This is a genomic window from Streptomyces sp. NBC_00239 (assembly GCF_036194065.1).
GTDB lineage: Bacteria > Actinomycetota > Actinomycetes > Streptomycetales > Streptomycetaceae > Streptomyces.
This window is the reverse complement of the sequence record NZ_CP108095.1, coordinates 3,663,206-3,676,135: the sequence shown is the minus strand read 5'-3', so window position 1 is coordinate 3,676,135 and position 12,930 is coordinate 3,663,206. Positions and strand designations below refer to the sequence as shown.

The following is a 12,930-nucleotide window of genomic DNA, read 5'->3' as shown; positions in this document are numbered from 1 at the left end:
CGATACGGTCCGGGCTCCTCCGTGCGTGTGGGGTGTGTCAGTCGGCGTCCCCATCGAGGAGGAGGTCCACCGGGAGCTCCAGTGATACTCCGAGGTACTCGGGGACGGTGATCGAGGTGCCTCGCTTGTAAGTCCTGCGGACGCGGTACGTGCCGTTGCGGGGGTCGCAGCAGAGGACGGCCTCGTCGTGGTGGCGGTCGGCGATGATGTAGACGGGGACGTCGGCCTTCGCGTAGCTCACCACCTTGACGCCGATGTCGTCCGACCAGTTCGACGAGGTGACTTCCAAAACCATGCGGAAGACGTCTGCTGCGTAGCAGTTCTTCACGACCTTGTGGTCCAGGAAGTCCGCGGTGACGAGCGAGAAGTCCGGAACTGCGAAGTCGTCCTCGCCGGTGGGCAGCCAGATCCCGATGTTCTGGACGTAGCGCAGGCCGGCCTTTTTCGCGCCGGCGTCGTAGAAGCGCTCAGTCAGCCACGTGAGCGACAGTGCATGCTCGCCGTCGGCCGGTGGTGTCGCAGTGAGCCTCCCCTGGAGAATCTCCACGCGATGTCCGGGAAGCTCCCTGGAGAGACGATCGGCGGCCTCCGCGATCGTGGTCTCGTGCTGCATCACGGCCATGGCTCCCTCCCTATGAGGGCTCACGCTTCCGGAGCGTAGCGGGGCCGGGTGGCATTCCGCACTCATTCACCCATATGGGGTCGTGGGGCGGGCGGCCCGTCAATTGGCGGGCCGTGCACGGGGGTTGACGGGTGAAGTTGGTCTAGACCAAGGTGTGCGGCATGTGGAGATCTCGCGTTGTGATTGGCATGCTCGCGTCACTTTCGTTGGCGTTCGGGGCGGCTGGGTCCGCCTCGGCGGGGGTCGGGCTGCCGCCCGTCGTGGCGCAGGTGCCGACGTCGGAGAAGGTCGTGTTCATCACGATCGACGACGGCTGGTTCCACGACCCCGAGGCGGCCCGGACGCTCGTCGACAAGCGGGTGCCGGCGTCGCTCTTCCTGCTGCCGGGGGCGACCGCGTACGACACCTCGTACTTCACCGACCTCGTCCACGACGGCCGGGCCACGGTGGAGAACCACACCGTCAACCACCCCGACCTGACCACGCTCGACGCGGCCGGCAAGGACGCCGAGGTGTGCGGGGCCGGGGAGCGGCTGGCGGCCGTCTTCGAGCGGACGCCCAAGCTGCTGCGGCCGCCGTACGGGGCCGTCAACGACGACGTCCGGCTGGCCGCCAAGGCCTGCGGGGTGAAGGCGCTCGTCACCTGGACGCACGACTTCACGACGTGGGGCGACGCGCCGCCCGCGACCCCGCGGCTGCGGGCCGGCGACATCGTGCTGCTGCACTTCACTCCGACGCTGGGCGCCGACCTGAAGCGGGCCCTGGACGCGGCGAAGGCCGCGGGCCTGAAGCCCGCGGCCCTGATGCCGCACCTGAAGGCGGCCGGACTCGTCTGAGTTCGGCCGGCCGGCCGCCCGTACGGGTCCTACAGCTCGCGGTGGACCTTGGTGTTGGAGGCCTGGGCGCGCGGGCGGACCACCAGCAGGTCGATGTTGACGTGGGAGGGCCGGGTGACGGCCCAGGTGACGGTGTCGGCGACGTCGTCGGCCGTGAGCGGCTCGGCCACTCCCGCGTAGACCTTGCCGGCCTTCTCCGTGTCGCCGCGGAAGCGGGTCTTCGCGAACTCCTCGGTCTTGACCATGCCGGGGGCGATCTCGATGACGCGGACGGGCTGGCCGACGATCTCCAGGCGGAGGGTCTCGGCGAGGACGCGGGCGCCGTTCTTGGCGGCGACGTAGCCGGCGCCGCCCTCGTAGGCGGAGTGGCCGGCGGTGGAGGAGACGACCACGACGGTGCCGTCGCCGCTCGCGACGAGGGCGGGCAGCAGGGCCTGGGTCATGTGCAGGGTGCCGAGGACGTTGACCTCGTACATGGTGCGCCAGTCGGCGGGGTCGCCGGTGGCGACGGGGTCGGCGCCCAGCGCGCCGCCGGCGTTGTTGACGAGCACGGTGAGGGTGGGGAAGCGGTCGAGGGAGGCGGCGAGGGCGTCGACGGCGGCCCGGTCGGTGACGTCGACGGCGTGCGCGGAGGCGCTGTGGCCGGCCGCGGTGAGCTCCTCGGCGAGGGCCTCGATGCGGTCCTTGCGGCGGGCGGTCAGGACCACGTGGTAGCCGGCGGCGGCGAGCTGCCGGGCGGTCGCGGCGCCGATTCCGCTGCTCGCCCCGGTGACGACGGCGGTACGGGCGGGGGCGGTGGCGCTGCTCATGGGGGCTCCTCGGCGGGTGCGCGGCGGGGCGGATGTGCGTTCGGTACGGCCAGGATAGGCGGGCGTACGGGGGAGCGGCTCGTCCTCGATCGGGTGGTGATCCGATGAGCGGATCATGTGCGTGCGTACGGTGCGGCCATGTGGAAGAGGCTGATGGCGGCTGCTGCCGCGGCGGCGGTGCTGGGCGGGCCGGGGGCCGCGTCCGCAGCCGGTGACGGGGTGGCGGCGGACGTGGCGTACCACGGCCGGCTCACGCTGTCGGGCGGCCGGCTGGGGGTGTGGCTGGTGCCGGAGAACCACGGGCCGGCCGCGCTGCCGAACGTGACCGTGCGGCTGACGCTGTCGGTGGACCTCGCCGACGCGCAGGAGCTGGACGCCGGGTGTGCGCGGACCGCTCAGCGGGTGATCGTGTGCGAGACGGGCGCGCTGCCGGTGCGCGGTTCGGGGCGCCACATCGCGCTGGTGCTGCCGCTGAAGGTGCCGACCACGGAGGTGGTCGTACGGATCGACACCCTCTGGAACGGCGGGGCGACCGACGGGAACCCGGCCGACAACCAGCACGCGGTGCTGGCCCTGGACACGGGCGACGCGTACGCGTTCTGAGCGGTACGCGCCCTGCGCCCGCCGCGCGGCGGGGGCTTGGGCGTCAGCGGGTGCGGGTCGTGGTGTCGCCGAACTCCTCGACGGCTTCGCTGACGATCCGTTCCAGGCGGGCGTGGTGGGCGCCGCGCCAGTAGACGCGGGCGCAGTCGGCGCACTGGGCGAAGACGTCGTACGAGCGGTGGGTGCCGTCCTCGATGCGGTCGACGACGGTGTCCTTGGCGGCCCGGCTGAGCGGGCCGTTGCAGGCGGTGCAGCGGGTCCACGGGCGCAGCTCGGGGGCGAACCGGCCGAGTACGTCGCGGAGCTGCTCGTCGGGGCGGTCGCTGTAGACGTACCCGCCGGCGAAGATCTCGCGGCGGCGCAGGAGACCGCGGTCGCGGGAGAGCAGTACGCGCTGCTCGGCGGCCGAGCGGGTGGCGAGGGCCGGGTCGCCGATGTCCTCGCTCTCGTACGCGGCGTCCACGCCGAGGAGGCGGAGCCGGCGGGCGAGGGTGCCGAGGTGGACGTCGAGGAGGAACCGGAGCGGGGCGCCGGGGACGTGCTGCGGGCGGGCGACGGGGAGGACCTCGACGGATTCGCCGCCGTGGGGCACGTGGGAGACGGGGACCTCGTGGCCGTCGACGAGCATGCGGCCGACCTCGGTGAGCGGGACGCCGGCCGATTCGACGACGTGGCCCAGGCTGGAGGTGCCGTCGATGACGGTGCGGGCGTGGGCGGTGCGGCGGTCCGGGGCGGCGAAGAGGCGTAGCTCGGGGGCGAGGGTGAGGTGGATTTCCGGTCGGGCGTTCACGCGGCCAGCATGCCACCGTTCCCCGACCCGGCCCGAACATTTTCCCCCGCCCGCCCCCGACGCCCCCGGGCCTTGCCGGTGCCCTTGCGGGCAACCTCCAGCCTTGTCGGCGCTGCGTGCGGCAAATCCCAGTCTCGCCGGTGCCCCGGGTGCGCAACTCCCGGGCTTGTCGGCGCTGCGTGCGGCAATTCCAGCCTCGCCGGCGTTTGAGGCGCGGGGTTTGGGGCGGAGCCCCAAGGCAACCCGGCTGGCGCCGGGCACCGGGCCCTGCCCGGACCCGCTCCTCAAACGCCGGAGGGGCTGGAGTTGGCCACCCGGGCGCCGGAGGGGCCGGGGGTCAGGGTGGCGGGGGTGTGGAGCGCCAGTTGTGGGTGGGGTGCCAGTGGCCCGGGGGGTATTCGAAGTCGGTGGTGCCGAGGAGACGGAAGCCGGCCGCCCGGCAGACGGCGTTGGACGCGGCATGGTCCACCGACGGAAACGCGTGGACCGCCCGCGCCGCATCCAGCGCGCCCACGTGCGCGACGACCGCACGGGCCGCGGCGACCGCCACCCCCCGTCCCTGGAATTCGGGCAGCACGCCCCAGCCGGTCTCGTAGACGTCCTCGCCGTCCCACACCCGCGGCCAGTATCCGACCGAGCCGGCCGTCTCGCCGGTCTCCACCAGTACGACCTTGAACATCCGCCCGGCCTCCGGCGCGCCCGCGCTCATGGCCGCGTACCGGCGCTGCCGGGAGGCCAGCTTCTCGGCGGTTTCGGGGCCGCCGAGGTGCGCGGTCATCTCGGGCGTGTTCTTGCGCTCCAGGAGCCAGAAATCGTCTTCTCCCCAGGGCTCAAGTCGTACGTGTGTGTCCATACCGGGCAACTTAGCCCGCGGGGCCCGGCGGGGACATGCGTTTTCGGCACCCGCCCGACAGCGGTTCGTCGGCCATCCGGATGATGACCTGCATGTCGAACAACACCCGCCCTGCCGGTACCTCCCGGCGCAGCCTGCTCACCGCGCTGACCGCGACCGCGGCCACCGTTCCCCTCGCTTCCCTCTCGGCCGCCCCGGCCAGCGCCGCCCCGGCGGCCGCCCCCGCGGCACCTGCCGGTCTCGCCGTACAGCCTCTTGCCGCGGGCGCGGGTGCCGGCCTGACCAGCCCCCGCTCCGCCGTGACCATCACCGACCTCGGCGCCGACTGGTTCGCGGGCGTGGCCCTCGGCCCGCTCGGCACCAACGTGCTGTCCGGCACCCCGGCCCGTACCGAGGTCACCTCCGGCGGCAAGCGGGTCGCGCTCCTGACGCAGGGCGCGCGCACCGTGGTGCTGACCGGCCCCGAGCGGACGTTCACCGAGAACAAGCGGCCGTTCGCCGACGACTTCCAGCGCACCCTCCCGGACCTGGCGCTGCCCGTGGCGGACCGGGTGTACTGGGGCACCGCCCCGGCCGGCGGTGGCTGGACCACCCTCGGTGGCGCGGACACCGACTTCTCGGTGACCCCGGGCGCCGGTGTCATCAGCCTGACCACCGACTTCGCGAGCCGCCACGCCAGCCTCCGCGACGGCGAGATCACGGACGTGGACGTCCGCTCGGTGGCCAAGTTCGACAAGGTGCCCACCGGCCAGGCGTGTTCGTACGCGCTGTCCTTCGGCTACCAGGACACCCACAACAACTACCGGGCCCGGCTGTCCTTCACGACCGCCGGTGCGGTCGAGCTGCGCGTCGAGAAGGAGGTCGCCGACACCGTCACGCAGCTGGTGCCGACCGTCGCGCTGGCCACCGGCGTGCCCGCGGGCACCAACTGGACGATCCGGGTGCGCCGCGAGGGCTCCCACATCCAGGCCAAGGCCTGGCGCTCCGACCTGGCCGAGCCGGCCGCCTGGTCCGCGGAGGCCGACGACACCACCTTCGCCAAGGGCCGGGTGGGCCTGCGCGCCCTCGCCAACAACGGCGTCACCAACCTGCCGGTCAAGCTGACCGTCAGCCGCTTCGAGGTCACCGCCGCGACCTGGGAGACCCTGCCGACCGTCACCCACACCGACTGGGTGCGCGTCCTGGACCAGCCCTTCGACGGGACCTGGACCCCGGCGCTGGAGACGCAGATCCGTGCCTGGGCCGGCTCCACCGCGCCCGACGTGCTCGCGTACGCGGCGATGTTCCTGCCGGGCGCCCCCGCCGTCACGGCGGGCACCGGCAAGGCCGCGGGCAAGCAGGTCCTGGGCCGGGCCGGCTACGGCTACCTCGACCCGCAGGGCAACCGCTACGAGGGCGCCGACTTCCACGAGTACATGAACCTCGGCTGGACCTTCCCCGACGGCACGTACACCGGCCCGTCGAGCAAGCAGGTCGGAAACCTGGACTGCTCCGGCTACACCCGCATGGTGTTCGGTTACCACCACGGCGTGCCGGTGGCCGCGGGCTCCGACACCTCCAAGACGCGGCTGCCCCGCAAGTCCCGCGACATGGTCGACTACGCGCCGGGCGTCCGGATCGACCAGACGAACGGCACCACCCCGCCCGCCGCGGCCCTGCTGCAGCCCGGCGACCTGGTGCTCTTCAACGCGGACTCGGGTGACGACAACCCGACGATCACCGTCGACCACGTCGGCATCTACCTGGGCAAGGACACCGAGGGCAAGCGCCGCTTCGTGTCCAGCCGCAAGACGGGCCACGGGCCGACGATGTCGGACCTGGCGGGTGCCTCGACCCTCGACGGCACGGGCACGTACGCCACCAAGCTGCACACCGTGCACCGCATCTGACGCACCGCATCCGACGCTCCACAGCCGAAATGCGCCGGGCGGGTGCGTACGGACATCCGTACGCACCCGCCCGGGTGCCGATCAGGCGGGCAGTACGAGGACGTACTCGTCGGTGTCCGCGGCGCGGGCGTGCGCCCAGTTGGTCTCGCGGCCCGTGACCTGGAACCCGCACCTGTCGAGCACGCGCAGCGACCCCGCGTTGTCGGCGGCCGCCCGCGCGTGCAGCGGCCGCTCGGTCACCTCGGCGAGCAGCGCGGCGAGCGCGGCCGTGGCCAGCCCGCGGCCCCAGTGCGCCCGGACGATCCCGTACGACACCGTGCGCTCCTCGGCGGGCCCGTGCACGGCGGTGTTCCCGACGACCTCGCCGTCCGTGTCGACCACGGTCCGCAGCACGATCGACGCGTCGGCGCGCAGCCGCGCCCAGTGCGCGTCGAAGCCGGCCCGGTCGTACGGGTCCTTGGTGGTGAAGGCGGCCATCCGGTTCGCCTCGGGGTCGCTCGACATTCCCCAGAAGACGTCGAGATCGCCGTCCTCGACGTCCCGTAGCCGGATGCCCGTACCCGCGCTGGTGTCCATGTGCGTGCCGTCCCGTCCTCGGGCGCGCTCGGCGAGCGCGGCGACCCCCGACCAGCATGCCCTGCGGCCGGGGGCGGGAAGGATCAGGGCCAGACCAGGCAGTACGGCTGGTGGCCGGCCTCGTGGAGGCGGATGGAGAAGTCCTGCCACTCGTGGAGCGAATGACGGGCCCGTGGCCCTGACCTGGGGTTTCCCGGTGGAATGTGTGCTGACCAGCGAAAACGCTCCTCGGTAGTTCTCACAGGTCCGCGCCTCTTCCCGCGCTCATGTGCCCTGGATGTGCCCTCCTGTGGAGGGGCGGGGCACCATCCAGACCGATGAGCGACCGGCCGAATAGGAGAGGAGGGTGCTGCACGCCGGTACGGCGTGCAGCACCCTCCCCTATGAGCCATTCCAGCGCATCACACGGTCTGCTCAAGCAGAAGCCAGGAGACACTTTCGGGCCGATCGCCCGTACGAGTCCGGCAGAACTCTTCAAGGGCTTCGCGGACCTGCGCCACGGGAATGGCAGCCTCAGGCGGGTAATAGCTGGGCGTACCGGAATCCGAGATCAACTTGGGACTAAACGACGGAGGGTTCGGGTTACCAGAGGTCCAGATGAACCTGGACACGTGGTTATCGTCTGCACCCTCAGGCGTGTCCGAAGTCCACCACTTGAGTGCCCCGTATCCGTTCCCGGTATTCACGCTCACATACAGAAAATTCCTTGCCCACCTCTCGTCGGTCTCCTCAGGATATTTTCCCTTGACGATACTCACCACGGCCTTTTCAGGCATGACGGCGAATCCATCTGGAGTCGTCGATCCTTGGGGCAGGTCGTTCATAATGTGATCGACGAGGGCGCCGATCTCATCGTCAGTCCTAGCGTATGTGGGACCTATGTGCGTGGTGCCGAGGACAATCATGCTGCTACATCCATCCTTACGGCTTCCGCTTGGCCGTGCCCTTGAGTGGAATGCCCTTTGCCATGCCCGGGTAGTGTACCCACAAGGTCTGGTCCTCGTAGAGGATGGCCGGAACGGCCTGTCGACAGCCTGCGGCGTTCGCTCCAGAGACCCTCGGGCAGACATAGTTCTTGTTGATCACGATATGCATATCCCCAGAGCCTCCCTTGTTTCGCATTTCCCAGGCAAGTTTCACCTCGGCGTGATGCGACACGCTCGCATATCCCCTGAAGGGCGGGAAGTCATCCGAAGCCTGTAGGAATCTATTTACATCTTCCGAGTTCGGACCCTTGCCGCTCTTTACAGTCGTATCCCACAGCGGCTTGCCATCAGGGTAGAAAGCGTAGCCTTCCGTCGGAAAACCTTCCGGCGAGGCAGGGAGCTTGTCGAATGCTTGCTTGACCCAAATCGGGCACGTTTCGTCGGTGTTGTGGACAAGGACGTCGGTCGTGCCGGTGTTGACGTAGTACGTGTGGAGGTCATCGACCGTGAGGTCGTAGGCGGGCTGGAGGCCCTTCCAGTGGCTGGTCGCGCCGACCTGTACCGCGGTGCCGACCGGGGTTCGTAGGGCGTCGCCGACGCGGAGGTCGACGGCGTCGATCCAGCGCTTGCGGTTCTCCGCCCAATACGGGTGGTGGTCGGTCGAGGTCAGACCGGATCCGTCCGTGAGCGTGACGTCCGTGAAGTCGCGGTCGTCTGGGGTAGCGATCGTGCGGGTGACCGCGCGTGGTCCGGTTTCGCCGTCGACGGGGTCGGTGGCGGTGACGAGGTCGCCGGTCTGGATCTGCTCGATGGGGCGGTAGGAGCCATCGGCCATCAGCACCTTGGTGCCCGCGGGGAAGCTGTGTGCCGCGGCCCCGATGAGGCAACCGACGGAGCGGAGGGCCTGCCGGTTCCCCAGAACGCTCTCGATGCCGTCGCCGATCTTGCCGACGATCTTGAGCTTGCCCACGGGCAGGGCACCGGCCGCAGCCATCAGGCAGTTGAACCCGGTGGGGTTCTTGATGCACTCCTTGATGTCGTTGATGCCGGCGAGTTCGAACACGATCGACCGCATGGTGGGGTCGATCTCCGGCATCTTGATGATGGAGTCGTCTGGTGAGGCGAGACAGGGCATGAGCGGTGCCAACGTGTCCCGAGTTGGGTGGGGGACGCAGACGCGCTTCTTGGAGCGTGCCTGTTCCTGGTCGCGCTGCTCGGCGGCCTGCCGACGGGCTTCGGCGAGCTCCTTTTCGCGCTTGACGAGGGTGGTCTGCCAGGCGTTCTTGGCGTGAGCGGCGGCTTCGGCGCTGCTCTTGCCTGCGGCGATGGCTGACGTCCGAGCCTGGGCAGCGGAGGCAGTGGCCTGGACTGCGGACTGGCGCGCGTAGTCGGCGGAGAACTGTGCTTCGATTGCGGAGTTTTCCGCGGCGATGGCGTCGGCATCGGCGCGGTCGGCTGCGGCGCGGGCAGTCGCTGCGGATTTCGCGGCATCCCGGGCGCTTGCCTCGGCGGCTTCGGCGGACTTCTTCGCCTTTTCGGCGTAGCCCTTGGCCTCGTCGGCTGACGCTTGGGCCTTCTTGGCTGCGGCGTCGGCTTCCTTGTCGGCGTTGGCCGCGTCGGCGGCCGCCTTCGCGGCGAGCCAGCTGTTGCCGTCAGCCGTGGCCGTGATGACCCTGCCTTCGGCGAGCAGGACGCTGATCTGAGCGTTGTGGTAGGCGGTGAGGTTGTCCTTGCGCTGGGCCATGTGACGGCCCGTGGCGATGAACTCGTGCAGCAGCTGGGGCGGGCCGGCCAGGGCGATCTTCGCGGCGGAGGAGAGTTCCGTGAGCTGCTTGTCGGGGGTGCTGGTCAGCTGGGCTGCGACTACCTGTTCGTCGGTGAGGCGCTCGGCGTACTGGGTGACCTGGAGGAAAGTGGCCAGCGCCTTGCCCGTGCCGTCGGCCAGGGCTGCCTTGGCGGCTTCCTTGACGCCGGTGCCGCCGGTGTTGGTCAGACGCGCGACGTCGACCTTCATGTCGTCGGCGCCGACGGCGTACTGGCCAGTGGTGTAGAAACCGTTGATCTGCTCAGGTGTGCCCTTGAGCGCTGCGGTGGCGGCGGTACGCACCGACGGGTACGGGCTTTGTGAACCGAGGTGGACGACCTTGGCACGGATGTCATCTTCGTTGGCCTGCTTCCACCGAGTGCGCAGGTAGTCAAGGACGTCCTGGTCGGTACCGGACAGCGCGCGGGCTGCGGCCTCCTGGTGGAAGGGGCCGAGAAGCTTCATGGCCTGCACGGCCAGCTCGCGGCCCTTGGCTGCAGTGGCCTTGACGTCGACATCGGGCCGGCCGGCCTCGGCGGCAAGCGAGGCGGCCGCGTCGTCGAGGGCAAGAGCCTGGACCTGCTGGGCTGCCAAGGAGGAGATGCTCGCTTCGCTGGCGGCTTTGAGGGAGCGGGCGCGTTCGATGCCGGCTTCGGTGCGGGTCTGCAGGTCGTCTGCTTCGGCTTCGCGGGCCAGGGCGTGGACGCTGAAGGCGGTGGCGACCGCGATCTTGGCGTCCGTTGCGGCCTCCCTGGCAGCGTCCGCGTTCTTCTTCGCGGTTGCTGCGTACTTGCTGGTGATGCCCGCTTGCTTGGCAGCTTCCCGCGCGAAGACCGCAGCGTTCGTGGCGTGCTTGGCGGCGGAGTTGGCGGCGTCCCTGGCCTGGAAGGCGAGGGCGGCCGAGCGTTCAGCCATCCTTGCGGAACGGTCGGCGGCGCGGTCGGCCGCTTCGGCGTGGCGCCGGGCCTCAGCAGCCGCCGCGCGGGCCTCGCTCGAGTGCAGGCCTGCGGCTTCGGCGTACTTCTGTGCGTCGTCGGCATTGTCGGCTGCGACGAGGGCGTTGGCGCTGGCGCTCTTGGAGGCCCTCGCTGCGACACCGGCGGCCAGTGAGGCCTTTCCTGCCATGTTGGCAGCCTCGGCCGAGGTCTTCGCCAGCTTTGCGGCTTGGTCTGCCGTTGCTGCGGCCTTGTTCGCGACGTCCGCCTTGGCGGCATCGCCGGCCGCGGCGATGGCTGCCTGGTAGGCGTTGTTCGCAGCGTCGGATGCGGCCGCGGCAGCCGATGCCGTCTGGGCGGCGGCCAAGGCGGCACGCCGGGCGGCACGGTTGGCGGCGTTCGCTGAACCGATCGCCTCCTGCGCGGCCTGCGCGGCCGCACGGGCCGCATCCGCGGCCTGAGCCGCCTTCACGGCTGCCCGCTTGGAATCGTTCTTGGCAGCCAGGGTCTCCTGAGCGGCCTTCTTCGCAGCTTCCTTGGCCAGGTTCGAGGACTCGATCGCCTTCTTCGAGGCCTCCTGCGCCTTCTTGGTGGCATCCTCAGCCTGCTTGCCCGCCGCAGCAGCCTGGTCGGTCAGCTGCTGGATGGAGGCGTGCTCCTGGTCGCGATTGCGGGCGGTGAACTGCCCGATCTCCAGGAACTCGACGATGTCCTCGGGCGTCCCCTGAAGCGCCACCTTGGCGGCAGCCTTCACGTTCGGGCCACCCAGGGTCGCAAGCCGCGCCGTCTCCACCCGATCATCGTCGGCCTGCGCCTCGTACTGCCCAGTCGCCAAGAACTCCTCGCGGTCAGCGAAGGTCCCTTCCAAGGCTGCCTTGGCAGCGTCGTGGACACCGGGGCTTCCCAAGGTCGCGAGCCTTGCGATCTCGACCTTGCGGTCCTCATCCAAGGGCTCTTCGTAACCGTCCAGGAGGAAGGCTTCGAGCTCCTGCGGGCTCTTGAACAGGGCCTCCTTGGCCGCTGCCCGCGTGGCCGGACCACTGGTTGAGGCGATGCGGGCCGCGTCGATCCGGTTGTCGTCGTACTGGACGGACTCGGCCTCGTCGAGGAACTGACGGATCGCGTCGTCTCCGCCGAGCAGCGCGTTCTCGGCAGCTGCCCTCAAGCCGGCGCCTGCGGTCTTCCAAATTTGGACGATCTGCTTGCGCGTGTCCGGGTCCAGTGCGTTCGGTGTCTCGGCCGCCGTCGCCGCCGGTGCACCCAGGAGGCCTGAGAAGAGCCCGGTGGCCAGCAGCAGGCTAACGGCATTGCGACCGAACTTGAATCTGTCGTGTGCTCCCGACCCGAGGGGCCGGGAAGATATGCGCCGTCTCATACGGCGGGATCCCCCTTGCGTCGTGAATACGACTCGGTCCGCCGAGCGCTGAAAAATTGAGTCAAGCGCGCTGCCGGCATAGGGCGGAGACGCCCATTCGCATGCTGATGGTCAGTCAAAGCATGAGGCGCGGACCGAGATCGAGTGATCCTACAACTACACCATCCCAGCGAAACCAAGCAGGTCGGGGCCACCTCCTGAGGCTGGTCCGGCTTGAGAGGCGGATCACAGAGGAAGCGGACATTCCGCATCGCTACCCATGATTAACTTCTGTGGCTTGCGAGGTCCTGACCAGACCTCTATTCCTGCCCCTGAAAGGCCAATTGTGTCTATCCTTCGCGCGCGGCAGGCTCTGCCCCTCGCACTGGCTTCGGTAATGGCGGTGGCGGCTACGGGGTTTGGCCTCGCCCACGCAGAGCCCCACGCGGCAGCGCCGGCGGCAGTTTCCGAGACGGAAATTCCCAGCCTGCTGGAAAACTTCTCCTACCCCGGTTCCGCGGCCATCAAGGCCGACTCGGGTATCACGCTCAAGCGTGGTGATGGCCGTATCAACCTCATTGCCTGCGAGGGTGTCGCGGACATCAAGATCATTTCGCGTACGGGTGACAAGACCTTTTGTTTCGACGTCAAGGCCAAGCCCGCCTATGTGACGCTCGAGCTGCCCGACGCCTACGGCATCACGACCGCGGCATACCCGGTGCGGACCACGATCAAGGCCGATGGTAAGACGGACGTCATCGAGGCCCCGGCCAACGATTTCACCGGCTACGGCGAGGCCGGCGCGAGCAGGGTCCGCTCGACCCTCATCGAGCTGCGCGTCCTGAACTGAGCTGGGCCCACGCCACCCGGCGCAGCGCGCTCCGTGATCATCATCCGACGTCTCGTCAGCTTGGGCGTCGTCCTGCCTTCATC

11 protein-coding genes are annotated in these 12,930 nt (G+C 69.8%); 4 read left to right on the top strand and 7 right to left on the bottom strand.

Going from position 1 to position 12,930, the window contains the following annotated elements; genetic code table 11:
* Positions 1-37 precede the first annotated feature (37 nt).
* A complete protein-coding gene (locus OG764_RS16080) occupies positions 38-622 on the bottom strand; it encodes a Uma2 family endonuclease (protein WP_328969100.1) in 585 nt (194 codons plus the stop codon).
* A gap of 188 nt (positions 623-810) precedes the next feature.
* On the opposite strand from OG764_RS16080, the gene OG764_RS16075 reads away from it, so the two are divergent.
* Positions 811-1,458, top strand: a complete 648-nt coding sequence (locus OG764_RS16075) for a polysaccharide deacetylase family protein (RefSeq protein ID WP_328969099.1) — start codon at positions 811-813, stop codon at positions 1,456-1,458.
* Positions 1,459-1,487: 29 nt separating this feature from the next.
* Here OG764_RS16075 and OG764_RS16070 read toward each other — a convergent pair whose 3' ends face one another.
* A complete protein-coding gene (locus OG764_RS16070) occupies positions 1,488-2,267 on the bottom strand; it encodes an SDR family NAD(P)-dependent oxidoreductase (RefSeq protein WP_328969098.1) in 780 nt (259 codons plus the stop codon).
* A 138-nt stretch (positions 2,268-2,405) separates the two neighbouring features.
* Between OG764_RS16070 and OG764_RS16065 the strand changes: the two genes are divergently transcribed.
* Positions 2,406-2,870, top strand: a complete 465-nt coding sequence (locus tag OG764_RS16065; protein WP_328969097.1) for a hypothetical protein — start codon at positions 2,406-2,408, stop codon at positions 2,868-2,870.
* A 43-nt stretch (positions 2,871-2,913) separates the two neighbouring features.
* Here OG764_RS16065 and OG764_RS16060 read toward each other — a convergent pair whose 3' ends face one another.
* Together OG764_RS16060 and OG764_RS16055 are read right to left on the bottom strand one after the other, a co-directional pair.
* Entirely contained in the window at positions 2,914-3,660 is a 747-nt protein-coding gene (locus OG764_RS16060) for a Mut7-C RNAse domain-containing protein (RefSeq protein ID WP_328969096.1), read from the bottom strand.
* A gap of 337 nt (positions 3,661-3,997) precedes the next feature.
* Positions 3,998-4,513, bottom strand: coding sequence for a GNAT family N-acetyltransferase (locus OG764_RS16055; protein WP_328969095.1), 516 nt, complete (start codon positions 4,511-4,513; stop codon positions 3,998-4,000).
* A gap of 92 nt (positions 4,514-4,605) precedes the next feature.
* Between OG764_RS16055 and OG764_RS16050 the strand changes: the two genes are divergently transcribed.
* Entirely contained in the window at positions 4,606-6,402 is a 1,797-nt protein-coding gene (locus OG764_RS16050) for an NlpC/P60 family protein (RefSeq protein WP_328969094.1), read from the top strand.
* Positions 6,403-6,483: 81 nt separating this feature from the next.
* On the opposite strand, the gene OG764_RS16045 is transcribed toward OG764_RS16050, so the two are convergent.
* From OG764_RS16045 to OG764_RS16035, 3 genes are all read right to left on the bottom strand, one after another.
* Entirely contained in the window at positions 6,484-6,978 is a 495-nt protein-coding gene (locus tag OG764_RS16045) for a GNAT family N-acetyltransferase (protein WP_328969093.1), read from the bottom strand.
* A 401-nt stretch (positions 6,979-7,379) separates the two neighbouring features.
* Positions 7,380-7,883, bottom strand: coding sequence for an Imm1 family immunity protein (locus OG764_RS16040; RefSeq protein ID WP_328969092.1), 504 nt, complete (start codon positions 7,881-7,883; stop codon positions 7,380-7,382).
* A gap of 16 nt (positions 7,884-7,899) precedes the next feature.
* Positions 7,900-12,018 (bottom strand): polymorphic toxin-type HINT domain-containing protein, encoded by a 4,119-nt coding sequence (locus OG764_RS16035; protein ID WP_328969091.1) that lies wholly within the window; start codon positions 12,016-12,018, stop codon positions 7,900-7,902.
* A gap of 325 nt (positions 12,019-12,343) precedes the next feature.
* Between OG764_RS16035 and OG764_RS16030 the strand changes: the two genes are divergently transcribed.
* On the top strand, positions 12,344-12,847 hold the full coding sequence (locus OG764_RS16030) for a hypothetical protein (protein WP_328969090.1): 504 nt from the start codon (positions 12,344-12,346) through the stop codon (positions 12,845-12,847).
* Positions 12,848-12,930: the final 83 nt, after the last annotated feature.

Bases quoted from the DNA above. Each gene is read 5' to 3' on its own strand.
- OG764_RS16075 (WP_328969099.1), top strand. From the start codon at position 811: ATGCTCGCGTCACTTTCGTTGGCGTTCGGGGCGGCTGGGTCCGCCTCG.
- OG764_RS16080 (WP_328969100.1), bottom strand. From the start codon at position 622: ATGGCCGTGATGCAGCACGAGACCACGATCGCGGAGGCCGCCGATCGT.
- OG764_RS16040 (WP_328969092.1), bottom strand. From the start codon at position 7,883: ATGATTGTCCTCGGCACCACGCACATAGGTCCCACATACGCTAGGACT.
- OG764_RS16045 (WP_328969093.1), bottom strand. From the start codon at position 6,978: ATGGACACCAGCGCGGGTACGGGCATCCGGCTACGGGACGTCGAGGAC.
- OG764_RS16055 (WP_328969095.1), bottom strand. From the start codon at position 4,513: ATGGACACACACGTACGACTTGAGCCCTGGGGAGAAGACGATTTCTGG.
- OG764_RS16065 (WP_328969097.1), top strand. From the start codon at position 2,406: ATGTGGAAGAGGCTGATGGCGGCTGCTGCCGCGGCGGCGGTGCTGGGC.
- OG764_RS16035 (WP_328969091.1), bottom strand. From the start codon at position 12,018: ATGAGACGGCGCATATCTTCCCGGCCCCTCGGGTCGGGAGCACACGAC.
- OG764_RS16050 (WP_328969094.1), top strand. From the start codon at position 4,606: ATGTCGAACAACACCCGCCCTGCCGGTACCTCCCGGCGCAGCCTGCTC.
- OG764_RS16070 (WP_328969098.1), bottom strand. From the start codon at position 2,267: ATGAGCAGCGCCACCGCCCCCGCCCGTACCGCCGTCGTCACCGGGGCG.